Genomic DNA, 22,291 nt, shown 5'->3' with positions numbered 1-22,291 from the left:
TGCTTTGGCACTCCAGAATGAGAATTATGAAGCGGGGAAAAAATATATTTCTTATTCATGAATCTGAGAATATAAGTTTCTGTTTCTAAAATTATATTTTGGCTTTATAAGTCATTTCCATCCTTGTGGAATGGGGTTTTATTTTTTCCTAGTTTAGGGAAATATTGTAATATCGCACCGATACTATACAGATAAATTCCGCATGCAATAAAAGATCCGTAAAAAAAGGATGGTAATTGGAAATTTGATATAAGGGAGTATAGTCCTAGTGCACACCAGCAAGAGAATATAAAAATATTGAGAAAGCGTAGCCTTACAACTCGTATTGGATGTAAAAAATAAACGGGTGTAAATGTAAGCACTATAGATACGGTAATGATAATCATTGAGATTATTGCGTTGGTATTCAGCGCAAAAAGAAAGAACACAACCATGTTCCAAACAACAGGAAAGCCGGAGAAGAAGCAGTCTTCTGTTTTTGTATTGGTGTCAGCATAATAAATAGCACTTGAAATGACAATTAAACCTGCAGCAAGTGATGACCAGGTGGCACCGAGTAAATTACTTTGGTAAAGTGCAAACGCAGGGAGAAGAACGTATGTTAAGTAATCAATGACCTTGTCAAGGGTGTCGCCAGACCAATTTGGCAGGATTTCTTTAACGCGCATCTTTCGTGCAATAGGGCCATCAAATCCATCTATAAGGAGAGCTAATCCAAGCCACCAGAACATATCGATAAATCGATATTGAGCAGCGGCTGTCACACCAAGGAATGCAAGAAACGAACCAGAGGCGGTTAGAATATGGACAGAAAAAGCACGTATTTGCTTATATGGAAAATTCCTATAATTGAGTTTCTCAAACATCTGGGTACCCTAGCACGTTTTTACCTTTTATTAAAGATATGAAAATTTTGTTTGTTGCACTGCATTTCATGATGTGAAAGCAAGAAAACCAGATATTATCATTCGACGAACGCTATTAATAAGATATACAAATTGCAAGGTATTTTTAGCTGATAGTATCATAAAGGTTAAATAGATGGGTGATTTTGACATACTTATTGTAGGAGGTGGTCTTGCAGGTAGCATGGTAGCGCTTGGTTCTGCAAGAATGGGCTTTAATACAGCATTAATTTCACCTTCGTCCTGTTTCCAGGACTTTCGGACAACAATGCTTATGGATGAAGGCATTCATTTTTTGCAAGAAATAGAGCTGTGGGATTCTCTTCAATATGTTTCTTCTCCTGTATTAGCGATTAATTTCCTTGATCTCACGGGTAGTTTGATAACTGCGCCGAATTCGATATTTCGGGCTTCCGAGATTGGTTTGGATCAATTTGGTTATAACTTTCCCAACCATGCATTGATGACAATTATGCAAAAGGAAATATCTCGCCATCCTTTAATTCATCACTTTGATGCATTGGCAAAAGAAATACAAATTAACAGCACGGAAGTAACGACTATACTTTCTTCGGGGGAAGAAATAAGTGGCAGATTGCTTATAGGAAGTGATGGACGTCATTCTCATGTTCGGCAAAAGCTTGGTTTTGGAGAAAAGAAATGGCATTATCCACAAACTGCACTTGTTCTTAATTTCAAGCATTCTATACCACATCGTGGTTTATGTACAGAATTCCATAGATTTCCCGGTCCTTTTACGCAAGTTCCTTTGGTTGGAGATGTTTCTAGCCTTGTATGGATAATGGATCCTCAAGAAGCAAAAACCTATAGAGAACTTTCAATACAAGAGATTGCTCGTCGGATAGAGGGTTATTTGCATGCTATCCTTGGGGATATTGAAATTATAACAGAGGTTCAGAGCTTTCCTTTATCAGCAATGGTATCTCATCGTTTTGGTAAGGGTAGAGCCGTTCTTGTTGGTGAGGCTGCCCATGCTCTATCTCCGATATGTGCGCAGGGTCTTAATTCATCAACGCGAGACGCTATAGTCTTATTGAATTTGCTGAAGAAAAATAAGGTTTCTTCTTTTGATTGTATAGGTGATGCTTTTCACGATTTTCGTCGAGGAGATGTTCTTCAAAGGGTGATTGGTACAGATTTACTCAATCGGTCTCTATTTTCAAAATATCCATTTTTACAGATCCTGCGTGCAGGAACATTTTATGCATTAGAGAGGATGGTACCTCTGCGGCATCAGATGTTGCGTAGATCGCTTTTCCTGCGTGATTTTTAGGAAAATATCTGTTTAGCTGTAGCACAAGAAAAATTTTGAGATACTAAAGATTCAAAGCTCCACTCAGATAAATATTTTGAAATATATCCCTAAATATCGCAGCGATCAGGAAATTCTTATTGCTCTATTTTGATATCGTAAGTCATTCTAGGTTAAGGTAGAATATTGTAATAGGCAGTTCTTTGAGCTCCATAGGTCTGGTCCTAAGGGAGATGGGGGATACAAAATATCATTGGTTGTTACAATAGTGATTTTCTTGAAGATGATGCAACTTTAAGGTTGTTGCAGTTAGATTCCCAAAAGATAAAAATTGGTATCAATTGGATTGTTAGTGTCAACGATTTTATGTGTCCGATTACAGCGTTATTTGGGATTATATGGCATCCTATTGTTTGTAGTATGGATGATCAGTTCAGGATGGTTTTATTATGACCCATTGGCAGGGCTTAGATTCTTCACCAAGAGATTATGGCTTGTATTTTGGGGTACAAGGGTAATCTTGTAAAGCAAAAAGAGTAAAAAACATAACCGCTAGTCGATATCTTTAAAAAGGAAAGACCAAATATCCTTAAAAGAACTTGTCAAATAAAACGGTTTATATTTTTGGTTATACTCAGAGGAGGAGATGGTATTTTCATCCCTTTTCAAACTTGGTTCTGTCGTATAAGCAGAATATGCCATATGCAACAATGACAGCATAGCAAGCGGCTGGTATTAATAGTGCTATTCTTAAGTTTGCAAAGTCTGCTATATAGCCAAAAATCAAAGAAATAATTACGCTTCCTGATATGGAGGTACAGATAATACCAGAACCTTCAGGCATGCGATCTTTAAGACCAAAATTTGCTAGGGAGAAGATGGTAGGAAACATAATAGAATTGAACAAGCCAACGAATATAAGAGACCAACCTGATATAAAACCAGTGGAATAAGAGGAAATAACGACAAGGGAAAGAGCAATGGTAGCAAAAGCAGAAAGAATTTTTTCAGAGGCATAACGAGTAAGCAATTTATATCCTATAAACCGACCAACCATTGCGCTTCCCCAATATATGGAGGTGTACTGACCTGCAGGCACTCCCATTAAATGAAGAGTATCGCTACGCATAAGATAATTCACCATAACGCTACCAATCGCAACTTCTGCGCCGACATAGAGAGGTATGCATAAGGTGCCAAACAAGAAACGGGGTTTTTTCAGAAGATCAAGTGTTGTTAAGAAACGCGGAGAACTTTTTTTCTCCAAGAAAAGAAGACAATGACGTTTTGTCCAGAATAACAGTGTAATCAGAAAGAGAATGACTGCGATAGTAAGGTAGACTTGAGATATAAGATTTGCTTCATGGGAACGATAGGCTATCAACATAGATTCTGACATGGATGAAACATCAATATTGGATAACCCTTCCAAAATAAAAATAGCCCCAATATATAGAAAAATCGTCGTACCTAATGAGTTAAAGGCTTGCGCAAAAGTAAGCCTGCTAGCAGCCGTATCAGGCGATCCAAGCAGGGAAATAAGAGGATTTGCCACCACTTGAATCACAACAACACCCGTTGCCAAGACACATATAGCCAGCAAGAATACCGCAAAGGTTGTTATTTTAGTTGTGACAATAAATATACAACAACCCAATAACATGACCAACAATCCTACACAGATACTATAGACATAACCACATCGTTGAATAAGTAATCCAGCAGGTATAGAAATTAAGAGGTAGCAAGTAAAGAAAACTATTTCAATCAGCATTGCTTGTAAGTAACCGAGAGAAAAAACATCTTTCAGTTTTGGAATAAGGATGGAATTTAAGCTTGTTACGCCACCTAATAAAAAGAATAAAATCAATACGTATATTTTTATACTTTGTGTATTTCTATGGATCTTACGAGCAGAAAAATCGATATCACTCACAGGTTTTCCCTCCCTACAAAGAAGTTAGAGCTAGATAAAAAAGCAAAATAGACCTCAAAATAACGGAACACTTTCTGGTTTTTTTTGAATAAATTAAAATTTATAGTGAAAATAATTCAAATTATATGTAGTTCTCAGTTTTTGAAGCATATCTTAAGAATCATAAACACAGACTTACCATATAGGTATTTAATCCACTGTGCATAGAATTCGTGTCATCGGAGATAATAATAATCGTATAAATTATTTATACGACAAAGAAAAATCCCCCATAGCTTGTCAACATTCAAAATTCCAAAATTTAATAAATCTTATGATGCTCAATATTATTCCAAACATTGGCAGCATATAATTGAGAAATTCGCTCATAATCCTCAATGCATATGTCGCTGGACAGAAACGAAAAATCTATAGCCGTTTTTTGTAGTGCGACCTTTGCTTCTATGGTAGCCAATTATTTATCGCCGTTACAGGGTTCGCTTTATCCATTCTGGACAGGGCAAGGCGAGGTTTTGTTGATACGCTCGTTACGTCTTTTATAAGGGATTTCTTTTTTAATTGCCCAATCTGAAGCTTTGATATTACCTATTTCTATAGTCGTTATGTCCATATTCTTTCTTTTCCCTTATCTCAATGAGTCGAATCCTCAAAAAGACAAGACTCAATAAACAAAAAATATTAATCAAAAACAATGATTTATGTCTTGTGTATTGTTAGGAAAAGGAAGAATTAAAGATGCGGAGTATTTATTAAAAAGCGCGGTAGAATCAAATGCTTTGCGATTCTGGGTTTGTAGAATTTAAGTTCTTGTTTATACGGTGGAATTTTAGTTTTCCATAGAGATTTCTTCTTTTTTGATTATACAGTATGTTTGGAAAGTCCTTTCTCTGGATTATACTTTCTGGCAATATAAAACATCTTCTTCTTTTGAATCTTTAGGAGCCTTTCTTTGATGTTAGGAGAGAGGTCTTTGCGGTGAAAAATGGCATGTATATGTTCTTTCCCTTGTGTCTTAGCGATGGCAAGTAAAGTTTTATCGCTGATTTTTGGAGAAGTTATCAGAAAGATAGCTGCGATCGATATGGGTTGAATTCCTATGAAGAAGGCTGTTTTTTCTGGTACGTTTGAACATCTTGATAGGGCTGCTACTGCCTGACGTTTTGCTTTTTCGCTGGAATTGCGAAATAATGGCTTGAAAACATCTGTAAATATATCTATCCTAGATTCCAGTATGTTGGTCATGCTTTCGACAAGGGTCACCAATTCTAGGACTTTTGTATCTTTGTTACGGATAACCAACCTCCTTTTCGTGATTGTCATTGGTGATAGAATTATAATTTCTTCTTTTATTTTTTGTCTCAAATACTAGGATATTGCAAAATTTTAGAATTCATGTGCAATGATCGACGCATAATATGTTTAACAAGAACAATTAATTTCAAGTAAATCTCCGCTTGAATTGTGTAGAAAACATTTGATTCTAAGGAAAATTTTTCAATTTTCGCCCAATATAATTTACTTTAGGCTACAATAATTGTCGTAGACAAAAATTGCTTTGGCTGTCTAATGATCAGATTGGCGTCCAAAATTACCCTATGCATAATTTTATTGTTCGAAGTTTTCTTATTCTAGGAGGGTGCAAAACAAGGCGATAATCCCTTGCTAGCCTGAAATATGAGGTGAAAATGGTGGGTGATACAGGGTTCGAACCTGCGACCCGCTGATTAAGAGTCAGCTGCTCTACCAACTGAGCTAATCACCCACGATGATTTACTTTAAAATATATGGATGGGTATAGCCTAGTAGCTCTATCTTTGTCTAGTGTAATAAATATGATAACGCTTCCTTAAAATTCATACACCAAAACATCAAGTCCTCTTCTCTCGATAGCGTCACTGATCTTCAAACTGTAATTGCAAAAATTAAAAAATTGTCAGTATGCCTCACTAGGCATTTTGATCATTAAACCTTACCACGCAAAACATCGCACCATATATGTCCATCACTGCAGATATTCAGCGCATGAATTGCCTCCTCTTGCTGTGGAACTATTTCTCGCTTTTAGGTATGCCCAATTATATCCCCTTATATTGATTGATTAGCCATTCAAATCTTTCTTTCTTGTCGGAGTTTTTCTTGGATTTAATGCGTCCTGCTAGGATATCGACGTTGAGGCTTCTATGAATTTTTTAGTCCTGCAGGGATTTGGAAGACGTATACGTTTGCCGTCTTTCTTAAAATACTAGATTCTTTTACCGGTTTCTTTAGGCGTCATGTTTTTATTCTTTCTATTAAAAGGTTATAGGGTTTGGCATAAAGGATGCGTTGTAGAAGCTACGAACTCTGATTTGGGGTTATGATGGCTTAAGATATTGATTATAATATATTTTCGATAAATATATATTATATAAATTTATAATATGAGGCTCTGGCATTAGAGGCGGCATTGAGTTTTTAAAGAATTGGAAGATGTAAAGAAAAGTTCTCTCTATTGAATCGTGATCTTATCAACAAAGATGGAGGATCTCTTTTCCTCTAGAAGACAAATTTGAGGAAGAGAGGAGGCTCCAATTGCGTTTTTTACTTGAAAAATGGGAGATTTATGATCTAAATTTTAAGTCATGCTCTCTTGAGGGCGAAATGCGCATATGAGGCATATGTTGTTTCATGAATCTGCAAGTAAGTATGCAATAGAAAAAAGATATCAACTCTTGTAAAAAAGGAAGTAAATCCACCATATCTTTTTGTTTTAAGATCCATATCTCATATCGGCATTAAAGAGGGGCTTAGATGACTTTAATAGCAAAAAATTGCTCTCCTGACCCAGAGAGATCGCAGGTTTTCCGGAATCCGAATGTTGTCCGAGAAGAAATGGCGGGATAGTCAGAGATGGAATCTCTCTTTCTTTTAATCCTTCTGTGGTAACTAAAAAAGATTAGGTGACGATGTTGCTGAGGCTTATCAGATTCGCTGTCTTGAGGAAGCAGTATTTCCCTCCGCTAGTGTTCTACGGAAGTTTCGGTTCTATACTTTTTTATCAGAGTAATACTCTTCGGGGGGATCAGGAAGAGGAGAGATGCTTTGTGTCCTAGATATCGATTGGTTTTCAAAAGATTTCGGATCGTTTTTCTTGGGGTTTCCAGATTTTGTCAATGGAAGGTCTGATGGCTGCATATGTCTTTTAGGATAGGATACTTTGTTCTTGAGCTTTATTGCTAGATGTAAAATATCTCCTGTTAAGCCCCTGCCTGTTCCATACGTTGGATAGCCACAACCAGATAAAGGCGCTACCATAAGTATCAGCGAGATGGCAAAACACTTTTTTTTACTACCGAGAAATTGCAACAATACAGACATATCCCTTCAGAATGAAAAACAAAGACCGAACAACGCCAGTTGTAGCGGATTTTTTATGCGATAGCAATTGGTTCTATGGTTTTTTGGGAAGAAATAACTAGGAAGAGATGTTTTTTAGATGGTTTCAAGGGAGCTGAGATTGCACAAATCTTATAAGGAATAGTAGCTGAAAGCTATTAATTATGAAGGGAATCAAAAACATATAAGGCGATCTATTCTGCTAAGAGGAGGACTGTTAGAGAGGAGTGCACGTGCTTTTCTTTCGTCTTTTTGTATGTATTCTATCAGTGTGCGGATATCTTGAAACTTTATTTCTGAGCGTAAAAAATCAAAAAATGAAACAGTGCATATTTGTCCGTATATTTCTTGAGAAAAATCGAAAATAAAACTCTCTAAGAAAAGAGAGCCATTTTGATTGATGGTAGGACTTCTGCCAAAATTTGCGACGCCACAGTAGGATATCTTTTTTTGGGTGCGAAAACGTACGGTATAAACTCCCTCTTTGAGGGATATTGTAGGCATTAGCTTCATGTTCGCAGTCGGATATCCTAATTTACGTCCTAGTTTTTCTCCGCAAACGACTTTTGATTCAACTGTGAAGTGGTATCCGAGAAGATGAGCGGCTTCGTTTACAAGTCCGTTCTTAAGTGCCGTCCGGATGCGGGTAGAAGATATGATTTCAGAAGCGTTATCTTGAATTTCGTCAACGAGCACGGTATTGAAACCATACTGTATCCCTCTTTTTTTTAACAAGGCTCCATTGCCGGCACGGTTTTTTCCAAAACAAAACCTGGCGCCTGTGACTACTGTTTTTGTTTGTAACCATTCCACCAATACCTTTTGAATAAACTTCTCAGCGGAGTAATTGGCAACGTTTAAATCGAATTTGTATCCAATCAGAGCAGAAAATCCCATGTTTTCTAAGACTTTTATTTTGATGGATTCGGGTATAATTGGGAATATTGGAGTCGCAGCCTTCAGTATTGTACGAGGGTGAGGTTCGAATGTCAGAACTATAGTCGGTGAGCCATTTGCTATTTTTAAGGCATTTTCCAATACGGAACAATGACCGCGATGTATTCCGTCAAAATTACCTATAGCAACTACGCCACCTTTTAGGTTTTCGGGTAATGGTTTATTTATGTTGGTATGGTGGAAAACGTCCATAGTTGTCCTTGTCAGATTAATCTCAAAATTCGCCAATGAGGCTCAATATCGTTGTTTTGCAAAGAAATTTTACATCATTTATACATTAAGTTCACTGTTAATAGCATTCCTTAAATTTATAAACAGTATTGTTATAATTATCGCCGGTCATCTCGATAATTTAGGTGTTTGCTTGCCTTTGCTTTGGAAACATTCATTGAATCGTCCACCGATTTTTTTCTAATCAAGTAAATATGGGGTAGAGAATGAATCACAAGTATAATTTTAAGGACATTTTTCGTTCTTTTTATAGGATGTTGGTGTTTCTGGAAAAGGACACGAAATTTTTGCCATACGTTTCATAAACTAGAATTCGACAGAGAGATGAAGCTGTTTTAGCTATATTAAGCGTAGCAGATTCCATGTGCTTTTTTAGGTGGGATGATAGAACATATTGATAGCGTGAATGGATGCTTTGATTCACAGTTAGGCATCATTTGTTCTATTCTTGCGCAGAGTATTTTCTTATGTATTAGTTTTCATATGACCCCCCTTGACTTGGTAATGGTTTTATTACTAAATAAGAACTATTAGCACTCATAGATAGAGGGTGCTAATTCTTGTAATGACAGGCAACCAATATGGTTTTCCTGTGCCTTCTAGGTTTTGTTTTTTATTAGGAGTTTGAAAAATATGTCAACTACGAGGAAATTGCGTCCAATGAGAGGGCGCGTGGTTGTGCGCCGGGTTCCAAGCGAAACTAAGACAAGTGGAGGTATTATAATACCGGATTCTGCTGCGGAAAAGCCATGTGAAGGTAAAGTAATATCTGTAGGTCCGGGTGCTTATGATACGTCTGGAAATGTTATCCCTCCTGAAGTAAAAGAAGGGGATCTTGTTATGTTTGCGAAATGGTCAGGTTCAGAGATTACGATTTCTAATGAAGATTATCTCGTTATGCAAGAAACAGATATTATAGGTGTTCTTGAAGATAAAAAAGGCAAGTAAGTTTTTTGTAAAGAGATGGGGTTTTAGTTTATGACTGCTAAAGATGTAAGGTTGGGTTCAAGTGCCCGTGAAGGTGTAGTGCAAGGTGTGAATATTCTTGCAAATGCTGTGAAGGTTACGTTAGGGCCAAAGGGTCGTTTTGTTGTAATTAGTAATCCTTATGGTAACTGTCGTGTTACCAAAGATGGTGTAACGGTTGCTAAGAGTATTAATTTGCAAGATCCTTTGCACGATATAGGTGCTCGGATGATGCGAGAAGTCACTTCTAATGCAAATGATCATTCAGGTGATGGTACAACTACTGCTGCTTGTCTTGCACAGTCCCTTATTAAAGAAGGTATAAAAGCTGTTGCTGCGGGTAGAAATCCTATGGATCTTAAGCGTGGTATGGATGCCGCTGTTAAGGAAGTTGTGAAATACCTTCAAGATAATCATAAGAAAGTTGAGAGTCGTGAAGAAATAATTCAAGTTGCGACTATTTCTGCCAATGGTGATAGGGAGATCGGTGAGAAGATCGCTTATGCAATGGAAAAAGTTGGCAGGCAGGGCGTCATAACTATTGATGAATCCAAGACTGCTGATACTGAAGTTAAGGTTGTTGAGGGTATGCAGTTTGATCGCGGCTATCTTTCTCCTTATTTTGTTACCAACTCAGAGAAGATGGCTGTTGAATTTGATAATCCATACATCTTGGTACACGAAAAGAAGATATCGTCCCTTCCTACTCTTGTTCCGTTGTTGGAACAGGTTGTCCAATCTAATCGTCCTTTGCTTATTATTGCTGAAGATGTTGAGGGAGAGGCTTTGGCAACTCTTGTGGTCAATAGATTGCGTGGTGGATTGCAAGTCGCTGCCTGTAAGCCACCAGCTTTTGGTGAGCGTCGTCTCCAGATCCTTCAAGATATTGCTGCGTTGACGGGTGCCACCCTGATCAGTGATGATATAGGTGTTAAACTTGACAAAGCTACGATTGATGATTTGGGTTCAGCTAAAAAAGTTCTTATGACCAAAGATGATACCACAATCGTAGGAGGGAACGGTTCTAAGGATAATGTTCTTGCTCGAGTTCGTGAAATTGAAACAGCTATTTCTTCAACTACTTCGGACTATGATCGTGAAAAACTTCAGGAACGTCTTGCGAAGTTATCTGGTGGCGTTGCGATAATATCAGTTGGAGACGCAACCGAGACAGCCTTGAAGGAGAAGAAAGATCGCGTTGAAGATGCTCTTGGTGCTACCCGTTCTGCTGTTGAGACAGGAATCGTTCCAGGTGGTGGAGTAGCGCTTGTGCGGGCTTCTAAGTCTCTGAAGATCAAAGGTGAGAATGATGATCAGAGCGTTGGCGTAGATATCGTTCGTAGAGCTCTTATGGCACCTTGCCGTCAAATCATCGAAAATGCCGGTGATGAGGCTGCTTTGATTGCGGGTAAGATACAAGAAAATGAAAGTAAAACATATGGTTATGATGCTCAGAACGGTGTGTTTTGCGATATGTTTGAGGCAGGTATAGTTGATCCTGTCAAAGTCGTCCGTAATGCAATTCAAGATTCAGTCGGAGTTGCATCGATGATGTTGATTACCGAAGTTACTGTGACGGAACTTCCAAAGGAAGCAACGCCGTCACCTCAAATGCCTGCTGGCGGTGGTATGCCTGGCATGGGAGGTATGGGGGGTATGGATATGATGTAAGACATTTCTTATATGTCTATCATTTGAATTCAGGGAGAGGAGATTTTATAGATTTCCTCTCCTCCCTTTTTAGAGGTGTTTTAAAATAAATATATTTTTTATTTTCCTTTGTGATTTTTTTAAAAGTTAGGAATGTTTTTCTTTGTTCTGTTATTCTGTTGGGGATTTTTCGAAAAAAGAAATTCTCATCGTGGCTTTTAAATAACTGTTTTCTTGATATTTATCGAATTTATGGGTGCGTTCTATCCCCTATAACTGAATCATGCCCTTGATAACTGCATATTATTTTTTAAATAACTGCGTATTTCTTTAATAGCTTCTGTGAGGACCTCGTTAACAATAGGATGGAGTTCTTGTAACGCAAATCCTTCTCTGGGCTTGCGGTATTGGAAGTATTTAATTGTGACAATGAGTTTTTAGCTAGATTGTAAACAAGGTTTTATGCCATCAAAGATGTAGCGTCCTTATTGCATGAATTCTGGTTGTCTGATGCGGGTAATGTGGTAGCTTGTGCATAGATATTCCCAATCCTTTGGCTGTGTAGCGTTTTCGTTGCACAGATTCCAGTCTTGGTGCAGAAACCCGTTGCATGGAGGCTTATCTTTTGTATTTTATAAAAGCAAGTTGAGGGTGGCGAAAAAATAGAGAGAGACTTTTGGGTTGATTTTTGATGTTAAAAACCTATCTGAGCAATATAAGCGACTTTAAACGTTTAAAATGCATCAATTACGTAAAAATTTTACTTCGATTCTGCTTTTTCAAATAATTTCCGCAATATTTTAAGAAGGATGGTAAAAAAAATATGTTCTTGCAGTCAGGAAATGCGTGATGTTTAAACAAGAGAATATTATATAGGCTTTGAATTAAGATTCTCTCGTTCACCTTTTAAAAACTAAAAAAATCTCAAATATTCATATCCCGATCGATTGCTATAAAATGCTATCGATTTAAATATTCACAGTGATCTGGTTAGTCCACGATTATCCGATTCGTTCATTTCTCAAAAGGTCCTATAGAAGAATGGTGGGCAATGAGAGACTCGAACTCCCGACATCCTCGGTGTAAACGAGGCGCTCTACCACTGAGCTAATCGCCCTTTGCACCAAAATATGATCCATGTGATACAACACTATTTTGATATTCGCAAATAAAAATTTTTAGAATTTTCGGATATTTTTTTGGACAAATTAATGGATGTTATTTTATCGGTAAATGATGTCATATATATGTGTTTATATGAGAAAAAATATCGTTTATTGTCATTCTAGTGCCGGTAGGAGGATTTGTTTGTTTTTATTGGAATAATTCACTGTTTAAATGTCGTTTTTTTTACTTCTATATTTACTTATGGCTTGCGTAGAGTTATAGAATTTCATAGTTGTTTGTTAGGTTGCTTCCTCTCTTTGTGATGAGGTTCCGATTTATGCGGGTGTAGCTCAGTTGGTTAGAGCGCCGGCCTGTCACGCCGGAGGTCACGGGTTCGAGCCCCGTCACTCGCGCCATGATTTTTGTCTTTTAATGTTTGTTTTATTTCAGGTTAGTATAATTTTATTGTGTTTTTGATAGAAGCATATTTGTTTTGGTGGTTATGACATGTAATATGATTATGGAGATTAAGTAAAAATGCATGGTATTTTAGCTTCCTATATCCCCATTATAGTATTTGTGACAATCGCTTCGATAATAGCGTTTTCTCTCATGATTTCACCCTTTATTATTGCCTTTAAAGCACCTAATCCAGAAAAATTATCGACTTATGAGTGCGGATTTGATCCTTTTGATAGTGCTCGTATAAAATTTGACGTTCGGTTTTGTTTGGTTTCTATCCTATTTATCATTTTCGATTTGGAAATTGCTTTTCTATTCCCGTGGGTGGTTTGTTTTAGGAAGATTGGTTGGTTGGGTTTTGGGTCCATGATGATCTTTCTAGGCATATTAGCCATTGGGTTCATTTATGAATGGAAAAAAGGAGCTTTAGAATGGGATTGATAGGGGATAACAAAAACGTTTCTTCCCAAGATGGCATGCATAAAAATCCTCTTTATCACGGGCGCAGAATGAATGCTGATGGTTCTCTTGTGAATATTGGTGGTGATTTAGGGGATAAAGGTTTTCTTGTAACTTCTGCTGATCAATTGGTAACCTGGGCACGTACAGGATCTCTGATGTGGATGACTTTTGGTTTAGCCTGTTGTGCCGTTGAAATGATGCAAGCATCTATGCCACGTTACGATCTTGAGCGTTTTGGTTTTGCGCCACGAGCTTCGCCACGCCAATCAGATGTCATGATTGTTGCAGGTACGTTAACGAACAAGATGGCGTCAGCACTTCGTAGAGTTTATGATCAAATGCCTGAGCCTCGTTATGTTATATCCATGGGCTCTTGTGCCAATGGTGGAGGATATTATCATTACTCGTATTCGGTTGTTCGAGGATGTGATCGCATTGTTCCTGTAGATATTTATGTTCCGGGCTGTCCTCCAACAGCGGAGGCTCTTGTTTATGGTATTCTTTTGTTACAAAAGAAAATTCGTCGCATTGGTAATATCAAACGTTAAAAAGGTCGCAGTGTGGTTGATAAGGTTGAAAGTATTGGTGATTACATAATCAAAACCTTTGGTTCTTCGAATCTTTCTTCAAGTTCATTTTTGGGAGAATTGAGTCTAGATATTGAGTGTGGAGATTTAATACCTTTGCTCAGTTTTCTTCGAGATGATCCAAACTGTCATTTTGTAAACATAATAGATTTATGTGGTGTAGATTTTTTAGGTCGTACAAAGCGTTTTGATGTAGTTTACCATCTTTTGTCTCCAAAACATAATTTCCGTGTGCGTGTCAGGCTTCCTGTTGCTGAAGGAGATTCCGTTCCATCAGCAGTAGAGGTATATCCCGGAGCGAATTGGTTTGAGCGTGAAGTGTGGGATATGTATGGAATTCATTTTGAAGGACATCCAGATTTAAGGCGTATTCTGACGGATTATAGTTTTGAGGGTCATCCTCTTCGTAAGGATTTTCCAGTAACTGGTTTTGTAGAGGTTCGTTATGATAGTGAATCTAGAAAAGTTGTTTATGAGCCAGTGGAATTGATGCAAGAATATCGTAATTTTGATTTTATATCTCCTTGGGGAGATTGCGGTTCATTGCCTTCTGAATATAATAAGGAAGGTAAGAATTCATCTTAGGAAAATTTGAGATGAAGATCATTGTATTATGTTTTTTAAATTTTTTGAAGTTGGAGTATATTATTGATGGCTGAGAAAAAGGTTCGTAGTTTCACTATGAATTTCGGTCCGCAGCATCCTGCTGCCCATGGTGTATTGCGGCTTATTCTTGAGCTTGATGGTGAAGTTGTTGAGCGCATTGATCCGCATATAGGTCTTTTACATCGAGGCACCGAAAAACTTATTGAAACAAAAACTTTTTTGCAAGCGGTTCCGTATTTTGATCGTCTTGATTACGTTGCTCCTATGAATCAGGAACATGCGTATGCTTTAGCAGTTGAAAAATTGCTTGAGATTCAAATTCCAATTCGAGGGCAATTAATTCGGGTTCTTTATTCTGAAATTGGGCGTATTCTTTCTCATTTATTGAATGTTACTACACAAGCCATGGATGTTGGTGCTTTGACACCGCCTCTTTGGGGTTTTGAAGAACGAGAGAAACTCATGGTTTTTTATGAGCGTGCTTCCGGTTCGCGTATGCATGCAGCATATTTTCGTCCAGGCGGTGTTCATCAGGATATCCCGCATTGTTTGGTTGAAGATATCGGTTTTTGGTGTGAGTCTTTTCCTAGAGTTCTAGATGATATCGATGGTCTTTTAACGGATAGTCGTATATTTAAGCAGCGTAATGCTGACATTGGAGTCGTAGAACTTGATGATGCGTGGGCATTGGGTTTTTCAGGAGTCATGATTCGTGGTTCTGGTGCTGCTTGGGATTTGCGCAAGTCTCAACCGTATGAGTGTTACGCGGATTTGGATTTTGATATACCGATTGGTAAAAATGGGGATTGTTATGATCGGTATCTTGTGCGAATGCTGGAAATGCGTGAATCTGTAAAGATCATAAAACAATGTGTGAATCGTTTGCTTGGTGACAATAAGATAGGTCCAGTTTCTTCGTTTGATACAAAAATTGTTCCCCCTAAACGGACTGATATGAAACGTTCAATGGAGGCGTTGATACATCATTTTAAGCTTTATACTGAAGGATATCACGTTCCGGCTGGCCAAGTTTATGCTGCTGTCGAAGCTCCTAAGGGAGAGTTTGGAGTTTATTTGATTTCTGATGGAAGTAATAAGCCATATCGGTGTAAGATCCGTGCTCCTGGGTATGCTCATCTTCAAGCTATGGAATTTTTGTGCAAGGGACATCAATTGGCAGATGTCTCTGCTATTTTAGGATCGTTAGATATTGTTTTTGGTGAAGTTGATAGATGAGTATTGTAAAATAGTGATTGAATAATATCCATTTGTTTTAGTTGTTTGGAATCTTATAGGGACTTGAAAGACGATGTCGATTCGTCGATTGGCAAGAGAAGAATTACAGCCACCTTCTTTTTCTTTTAATGCAGAAAACGTTGCTTGGGCTGATAAGACTATTCGCAAATATCCTCCATCACGCAGTCAATCAGCTGTTCTCCCATTGTTGATGCGTGTTCAGGAACAGGAGGGATGGATTAGTCGTGCGGCGATTGAAGTTGTTGCGGATATGCTTGGAATGGCGTATATTCGCGTTCTTGAGATCGCGACTTTTTATACTCAATTTCAATTGGGTCCAGTAGGCACGTATGCACATGTCCAGGTCTGTGGAACTACCCCATGTATGTTGCGAGGTTGCGAGGAATTAATAAAAGTTTGTCGCAATAAGATTCATCAAGAGCCATTGCATATGAATTCTGAGGGGACTCTTTCTTGGGAGGAGGTTGAATGTCAGGGAGCTTGCGTGAATGCACCAATGGTTATGATAGGTAAAGATACATATGAGGATTTAACATCAGAGCGTTTAGAAGAGATTATTGATGCTTTTGCTATAGGACAAGGTAATTCTATACGTCCGGGGACTCAAATCAATCGGATAAGTTCATCTCCTGCAGGAGGTTTGACGTCGCTGATAGAAGATGGTTTGGATGTTAAAATTGATGTTATTAAAGGAGATGTAGATACTGGCGGTGAATGAAAGGGCATTCATCTTGTTGTCAAAAGACTGAGAATTATTGATGTTTTAAGGAAGCTTGCAGAAATTTTTGTTTTTATAGATAAGGGCTTAGCTCTTCTGGAAGGGTTTTCAAAGAGTAAAAAAGGAATACTTTCATGAAGATGAAACTGAGGATATGAAGAAAAATCTTGATGCTATTGGCACTAATAATAGAGATACGTCAGTGTGAATATTTTAGGCGTTTTCTGACGCGGGCAGAAGTTTCGACGTATCTTCAAGGAAATGATAGGTTTATATTTATGTTTTTTAGGTATTTATATATTTGAATAAATTTTAAAATAGAGTGATTAGAGATATAATTGAGTTGATATGTGCTTGAATATCATAGGGGAAGTTAAGAATGAAAAAAGTGCAAGCAGGGTGCAAGAATAGAGAAAGAAAAATTTTTCTGATAAGCTAAAGGGAAGTTTGAGCATGCTCAAAGACCGTGATCGTGTTTTTACCAATATATATGGCTTGAAGGGAAATTCCCTCAAGGAAGCTATGGTAAGAGGACATTGGGATAATACTAAGTGTCTTTTAGAAAAAGGTCGTGATTGGATTATCAGTGAAGTTAAGGCATCTGGTTTGCGTGGACGTGGTGGCGCTGGTTTTCCAACCGGCATGAAATGGTCTTTTATGCCAAAGGTGAGTTCTGATCGTCCTAACTATCTTGTTGTCAATGCAGATGAATCTGAGCCTGGTACCTGTAAGGATCGTGATATTATGCGCCATGATCCTCATACGCTGATTGAAGGTTGCGTTATTGCTTCTTTCGCTGTAGGTGCGCATTGTGCTTTTATTTACGTTCGTGGGGAGTTTGTACGGGAACGCGAAGTGTTACAGCTAGTGGTCGATGAATGTTATGCAGAGGGTTTGCTTGGCGATGATAAAAAGCTTGGTTATCGTGTCGATATTATAATTCATCATGGTGCGGGAGCTTATATTTGCGGAGAAGAGACGGCTCTTCTTGAAAGTCTTGAAGGCAAAAAAGGACAGCCTCGTCTGAAGCCTCCTTTCCCCGCTAACGTTGGTTTATATGGTTGCCCAACAACGGTTAACAATGTTGAATCTATTTCTGTTGTGCCGACTATTTTGCGTCGTGGTGCGAGCTGGTATGCTGGATTTGGACGTGAAAATAATAGAGGTACCAAGCTTTTTTCTATTTCAGGTCATGTTAAGTATCCCTGTACTGTTGAAGAATCCATGTCGATAACTTTTGAAGAATTAATTGAAAGACATTGTGGTGGTATAAGAGGAGGTTGGGATAATCTTCTGGCTGTTATTCCTGGTGGATCTTCTGTTCCTTGTATTCGGGGTGAGCAGATGAGAGGAGCTATAATGGACTATGATAGTCTTCGAGAGATGGGTTCAGGATTGGGGACTGCAGCTGTCATTGTGATGGATAAATCTACAGATATAATCAAGGCGATATGGCGTTTATCTGTTTTTTATAAACATGAGAGTTGTGGTCAATGTACACCTTGTCGTGAAGGAACCGGATGGATGATGCGTGTTATGGAGCGCATGGTTAGTGGCATAGCTCAAAAATCTGAGATTGATATGCTCTTTGAGGTCAGCAAAAATATAGAGGGGCATACAATTTGTGCTCTTGGTGATGCAGCAGCATGGCCTATACAAGGTTTGATAAAAAATTTTCGGGCGTTAATTGAAGAGCGTATTGATAAGTACAGTGCATGTACTGTCCAGTGAATCTTTAACAGTCCAGATGGGTATGAAAATGAGGAAATACCTTTTTGAAAGCGGTATATGTGAATGATGGTAAGATTAAGGGTTAATGGCATAGAGATTGAGGTTCCCAAGTATTTTACGCTTTTACAGGCCTGTGAAGCTGCTGGTTTTGAGATTCCTCGTTTTTGTTTTTATGAGAAATTATCCATTGCTGGTAATTGCCGCATGTGTTTGGTGGAAGTAAAGGGAGGTCCGCCTAAACCACAGGCATCTTGTGCTCTTAGTGTCCTTGATATACGTGGTGGGCCTAATGGTGAGTTGCCTGAAATTTTTACCAATACTGCTATGGTTAAAAGAGCACGTGAAGGTGTTATGGAGTTTCTTTTAATCAATCATCCTCTTGATTGTCCTATATGTGATCAAGGAGGAGAATGTGATCTTCAGGATCAGGCTTTGCTTTTTGGAATGGGGGCTTCTCGTTATCGTTGCGACAAACGAGCAGTTGAAGACAAACATATAGGTCCACTGATTAAAACGGTGATGAATCGTTGCATTCATTGTACGCGTTGTGTGCGTTTTATAACGGAAATTGCCGGAATTTCGGAACTTGGTTTGATCGGGAGAGGTGAAGATGCCGAGATAACGACATATCTTGAAAAGTCTTTGACTTCGGAAATTCAGGGTAATATTATTGATCTTTGTCCTGTTGGTGCTTTGACATCAAAACCATTTGCATTTACCAGTCGCTCTTGGGAATTAAATAAGACTGATAGTATAGATGTAATGGATGCTCTTGGATCTGCGATAAGGATTGATACGCGCGGTCGAGAAGTTATGAGAATTTTGCCCCGTATGAATGAAGCTATTAACGAAGAGTGGATATCGGATAAAACCCGTTTTATCTGGGATGGGCTTAGGACACAGCGTTTAGATCGACCTTATGTTCGTATTAAAGGGCGCTTGGAGCCTGTTGGTTGGGATCGTGCTTTTGAAGAAATTAAGACAGCTGTCTTTTCTCTTGATGCAAAATTAGGAGCGATTGCAGGCGATCTTGCCTCTGTTGAGGAAATATATGCTCTTAAATTGCTGATGAAAGCTTTGGGTTGTGATAACTTTGATTGCAGGCAAGATGGGGAATCGCTTGATCCTGCTTATGGTCGTGCTAGCTATATATTTAATCCCACTATTCAGGGTTTGGACGAAGCTGGAGCGATGCTGATTATTGGTTCTAATCCTCGTTTTGAGGCGGCTATTTTAAATGCTCGTATTCGTAAACGTTGGCGGAGAGGTGATTTCCCGATTGCTAGGATCGGTGAAAAGAGTGAATTGCGTTATGGATACGAGTATTTGGGTGCAGGCAGTGAGGTTTTGGCTGATCTTGTATCTGGAAGACATCCTTTTGTCGAAAAACTTAAGGGGGTTAAAAATCCTTTGATCATGGTTGGACAGGGATCTCTAAAGGGTTTTTCAGGAAACGAAGTTTTAGCAAATGCTGCTAAATTGGCTGTAGATGTTGGGGGGGTCTCTGATGCATGGAACGGCTTTGCTGTGTTGCATACGGCTGCTTCACGAGTTGGAGCTCTTGATGTGGGATTTGTCCCTTCTAACAAGGGTTTTAAGGCAACTAATCTCCTTCAAAAAGCTGATGTTGTATTTTTATTAGGGGCAGATGAATTAGATTTTTCTTGTAAGAATGCTTTTACTATTTATATAGGTTCACATGGTGATATAGGAGCTCAATCTGCTGATGTTATATTGCCTGGAGTTGCTTATACAGAAAAATCAGGTTTATGGGTTAATACTGAAGGTCGGGTTCAAATGGGAATGCGAGCTAATTTTCCTCCAGGTGAGGCGAGGGAAGATTGGGCTATAATACGTTCTCTTGCTGAGCAATTGGGATGTGATTTGCCTTTTAATACCTTATTGCAGTTACGTGCCCTTATATGTTCTGAATATCCCCATTTTTCTCGATTAGGTGAAGTTGTTTCTGCTTCTCCAGAAAGCATTTATGCTTTGGCTCAAAAAGCTGGCGATATGAAAAAAGAAAGTTTTATTTCAACAATAGAGAATTTTTATTTGACGAATCCTATAGCAAGAGCATCGGCTGTCATGGCTGAATGTTCTCTTGTATCACGGAATAAGGCAGAAGGATCGTTGAACAAAATAAAGGATTTAGGGTAATGTTTTCCCTTTCACTGGACTTTTTTTTACCCTTATTGATTATGATTGTTAAATCAGTTGTATTCTTGGTTGGTCTTTTGATTTTTATTGCGTATATTCTTCTGATGGATCGTAAGATTTGGGCAGCTGTCCAATTGCGTCGAGGTCCTAATGTCGTCGGTCCTTGGGGATTGTTTCAATCTTTTGCTGATCTTTTAAAATTTGTTTTTAAGGAACCCGTTATTCCTGCCAAAGCCAATAAAGTATTGTTTCTTTTGGCTCCATTGGTTTCGGTCATTTTATCTCTTTCTGCTTGGGCTGTAGTGCCAATATCGGATGGCTGGGTTATTGCAGACATCAATGTTGGAATACTATATATTCTCGCAATTTCTTCTCTTGAGATTTACGGTATTATCATGGGAGGTTGGGCGTCGAATTCAAAGTATGCATTTCTTGGTGCTTTGCGTTCTGCTGCCCAAATGATTTCTTATGAAGTTTCTATTGGTCTTGTTATTGTTACAGTTTTACTCTGCGTGGGTTCGTTGAACCTTACAGATATTGTGAATGCTCAAAAAGATGGTATAGGAACAGCTTTTTTAGGATTGCCTCCTTCAATCTTAGATTGGCATTGGCTGGTATTGTTTCCTATGTTTATTATTTTTTTTATATCTCTTCTTGCGGAAACAAATCGACCTCCTTTTGATTTGCCTGAGGCAGAATCAGAATTGGTTGCGGGTTATATGGTTGAATATGGGTCAACGCCATATTTATTGTTTATGCTGGCTGAGTATTCGACTATTCTCTTAATGTGTACCTTGACAAGCATTTTGTTTTTGGGAGGATGGTTGCCTCCGGTTGATATCCCAATTTTTAAATATATTCCTGGAATTTTTTGGATGGTTGGGAAGACATTGGGAGTTTTTTTTATGGTTGCTATGGTGAAAGCTTTTGTGCCACGCTACCGTTATGATCAATTGATGCGGTTAGGTTGGAAAGTTTTTCTTCCTATTTCGTTTTCAATGGTTATATTTGTCGCTTTTCTATTGAAATATACAACTTAGTAACTACGTCGAAACAAGGGATTGGAAGACTAAGATGAAAGTGTTATTTCGAAATTTCAGTTTTCTTTTTCTAAAAGAATTTTTTTTAGCTTTTTGTCTTTCAATGCGTTATTTTTTTAAGCCTAAGGCTACGATTAATTATCCTTTTGAAAAAGGACCATTAAGTTCTCGTTTTAGAGGGGAGCATGCACTTCGTCGCTATCCTAATGGTGAGGAAAGGTGCATAGCTTGCAAGCTGTGTGAAGCTATCTGTCCTGCACAGGCTATAACAATAGAAGCGGGACCTCGTCGTAGTGATGGCACCCGCCGGACTGTGCGTTATGATATAGATATGATTAAGTGTATTTATTGTGGTTTTTGTCAGGAAGCTTGCCCGGTTGATGCCATTGTTGAGGGTCCTAATTTTGAATTTGCAACAGAAACTCGCGAGGAGCTTTATTATGATAAGGAGCGTCTTCTGGATAATGGTGATAGATGGGAAAGTGAGATTGTTCGTAACATTAAGGTTGATGCTATCTATCGTTAAAAAAGATATTTTATGCGGATTTTAGTATTGCGTTATTTTCGTGTTTTGCGGATAGATTGAGATCTTTTTTTGTGAAAATATTTTAAGGGATATTTCCAAGTGAGTGTACAAGCTTTGTTTTTTTATCTTTTTTCCTTTATGGCGGTGGCATCTTCTTTCTTGGTGATTATGGTACGTAATCCTGTAAATTCGGTATTCCTTCTTATTTTTGCTTTTCTGAATATTTCAGGTCTTTTTATCCTTTTAGGGGCAGAATTTATCGCGTTGATTACTTTGGTTGTTTACGTTGGTGCCGTGGTCGTTCTCTTTCTTTTTGTTATTATGATGCTTGACATTGATTTT

General features: G+C 38.2%; 17 protein-coding genes, 3 tRNA genes and 1 pseudogene. 14 read left to right on the top strand and 7 right to left on the bottom strand.

Annotated features, from left to right (window positions below; translation table 11 throughout):
* Positions 1-104 precede the first annotated feature (104 nt).
* A complete protein-coding gene (gene pcsA / locus H0G72_RS03540) occupies positions 105-866 on the bottom strand; it encodes a phosphatidylcholine synthase (RefSeq protein ID WP_182017407.1) in 762 nt (253 codons plus the stop codon).
* A gap of 175 nt (positions 867-1,041) precedes the next feature.
* On the opposite strand from pcsA, the gene H0G72_RS03535 reads away from it, so the two are divergent.
* Entirely contained in the window at positions 1,042-2,199 is a 1,158-nt protein-coding gene (locus H0G72_RS03535) for an FAD-dependent monooxygenase (RefSeq protein WP_182017406.1), read from the top strand.
* A 634-nt stretch (positions 2,200-2,833) separates the two neighbouring features.
* Here H0G72_RS03535 and H0G72_RS03530 read toward each other — a convergent pair.
* The 5 genes from H0G72_RS03530 to H0G72_RS03510 all read right to left on the bottom strand — a co-directional run bounded on the left by H0G72_RS03530 (position 2,834) and on the right by H0G72_RS03510 (position 8,638).
* Positions 2,834-4,114, bottom strand: a complete 1,281-nt coding sequence (locus H0G72_RS03530; RefSeq protein ID WP_182017405.1) for a sugar MFS transporter — start codon at positions 4,112-4,114, stop codon at positions 2,834-2,836.
* 858 nt (positions 4,115-4,972) lie between these two features.
* Positions 4,973-5,413 carry a hypothetical protein gene (locus H0G72_RS03525; protein WP_182017404.1) on the bottom strand — a complete coding sequence of 147 codons (441 nt, stop codon included), beginning with the start codon at positions 5,411-5,413 and terminating at the stop codon, positions 4,973-4,975.
* Positions 5,414-5,800: 387 nt separating this feature from the next.
* Positions 5,801-5,876 (bottom strand) — tRNA-Lys (locus H0G72_RS03520).
* 1,262 nt (positions 5,877-7,138) lie between these two features.
* A complete protein-coding gene (locus H0G72_RS03515) occupies positions 7,139-7,471 on the bottom strand; it encodes a hypothetical protein (protein ID WP_182017403.1) in 333 nt (110 codons plus the stop codon).
* 192 nt (positions 7,472-7,663) lie between these two features.
* A complete protein-coding gene (locus tag H0G72_RS03510) occupies positions 7,664-8,638 on the bottom strand; it encodes a bifunctional riboflavin kinase/FAD synthetase (RefSeq protein WP_182017402.1) in 975 nt (324 codons plus the stop codon).
* 672 nt (positions 8,639-9,310) lie between these two features.
* On the opposite strand from H0G72_RS03510, the gene H0G72_RS03505 reads away from it, so the two are divergent.
* Both H0G72_RS03505 and groL read left to right on the top strand, forming a co-directional pair.
* Positions 9,311-9,625 carry a co-chaperone GroES gene (locus H0G72_RS03505; protein ID WP_182017401.1) on the top strand — a complete coding sequence of 105 codons (315 nt, stop codon included), beginning with the start codon at positions 9,311-9,313 and terminating at the stop codon, positions 9,623-9,625.
* Between the two features lie 30 nt (positions 9,626-9,655).
* Positions 9,656-11,314 carry a chaperonin GroEL gene (gene groL, locus H0G72_RS03500; protein ID WP_182017400.1) on the top strand — a complete coding sequence of 553 codons (1,659 nt, stop codon included), beginning with the start codon at positions 9,656-9,658 and terminating at the stop codon, positions 11,312-11,314.
* A gap of 1,021 nt (positions 11,315-12,335) precedes the next feature.
* Here groL and H0G72_RS03495 read toward each other — a convergent pair.
* A tRNA-Val gene (locus tag H0G72_RS03495) sits at positions 12,336-12,410 on the bottom strand.
* Between the two features lie 329 nt (positions 12,411-12,739).
* On the opposite strand from H0G72_RS03495, the gene H0G72_RS03490 reads away from it, so the two are divergent.
* The 11 genes and pseudogenes from H0G72_RS03490 to H0G72_RS03440 all read left to right on the top strand — a co-directional run.
* A tRNA-Asp gene (locus tag H0G72_RS03490) sits at positions 12,740-12,816 on the top strand.
* Between the two features lie 121 nt (positions 12,817-12,937).
* A complete protein-coding gene (locus H0G72_RS03485) occupies positions 12,938-13,303 on the top strand; it encodes an NADH-quinone oxidoreductase subunit A (protein ID WP_182017399.1) in 366 nt (121 codons plus the stop codon).
* 68 nt (positions 13,304-13,371) lie between these two features.
* Positions 13,372-13,872 (top strand): NuoB/complex I 20 kDa subunit family protein, encoded by a 501-nt coding sequence (locus H0G72_RS03480; RefSeq protein ID WP_409049321.1) that lies wholly within the window; start codon positions 13,372-13,374, stop codon positions 13,870-13,872.
* A gap of 12 nt (positions 13,873-13,884) precedes the next feature.
* Positions 13,885-14,496, top strand: coding sequence for an NADH-quinone oxidoreductase subunit C (locus tag H0G72_RS03475; RefSeq protein ID WP_182017397.1), 612 nt, complete (start codon positions 13,885-13,887; stop codon positions 14,494-14,496).
* Positions 14,497-14,562: 66 nt separating this feature from the next.
* Positions 14,563-15,753 (top strand): NADH-quinone oxidoreductase subunit D, encoded by a 1,191-nt coding sequence (locus tag H0G72_RS03470; protein ID WP_182017396.1) that lies wholly within the window; start codon positions 14,563-14,565, stop codon positions 15,751-15,753.
* 73 nt (positions 15,754-15,826) lie between these two features.
* A pseudogene (gene nuoE, locus H0G72_RS03465) lies at positions 15,827-16,480 on the top strand (NADH-quinone oxidoreductase subunit NuoE); the annotation flags it as partial.
* 465 nt (positions 16,481-16,945) lie between these two features.
* Positions 16,946-18,223 carry an NADH-quinone oxidoreductase subunit NuoF gene (gene nuoF, locus H0G72_RS03460; protein ID WP_182017394.1) on the top strand — a complete coding sequence of 426 codons (1,278 nt, stop codon included), beginning with the start codon at positions 16,946-16,948 and terminating at the stop codon, positions 18,221-18,223.
* A 66-nt stretch (positions 18,224-18,289) separates the two neighbouring features.
* A complete protein-coding gene (gene nuoG / locus H0G72_RS03455) occupies positions 18,290-20,383 on the top strand; it encodes an NADH-quinone oxidoreductase subunit NuoG (RefSeq protein ID WP_182017408.1) in 2,094 nt (697 codons plus the stop codon).
* Positions 20,383-21,423: an NADH-quinone oxidoreductase subunit NuoH gene (gene nuoH / locus H0G72_RS03450; RefSeq protein ID WP_182017393.1), complete on the top strand. Its 1,041-nt coding sequence runs from the start codon at positions 20,383-20,385 to the stop codon at positions 21,421-21,423. The genes nuoG and nuoH overlap by 1 nt, the downstream gene beginning before the upstream one ends.
* 34 nt (positions 21,424-21,457) lie before the next feature.
* Positions 21,458-21,949 (top strand): NADH-quinone oxidoreductase subunit NuoI, encoded by a 492-nt coding sequence (nuoI, locus tag H0G72_RS03445; RefSeq protein WP_182017392.1) that lies wholly within the window; start codon positions 21,458-21,460, stop codon positions 21,947-21,949.
* Positions 21,950-22,048: 99 nt separating this feature from the next.
* The coding region (locus tag H0G72_RS03440; protein ID WP_182017391.1) for an NADH-quinone oxidoreductase subunit J at positions 22,049-22,291 on the top strand (243 nt) is incomplete at its 3' end.

This window comes from Candidatus Liberibacter sp. (assembly GCF_014048425.1).
In the GTDB taxonomy this organism is placed as follows: Bacteria; Pseudomonadota; Alphaproteobacteria; order Rhizobiales; family Rhizobiaceae; genus Liberibacter.
This window is presented reverse-complemented; position numbering and strand designations above follow the sequence as displayed.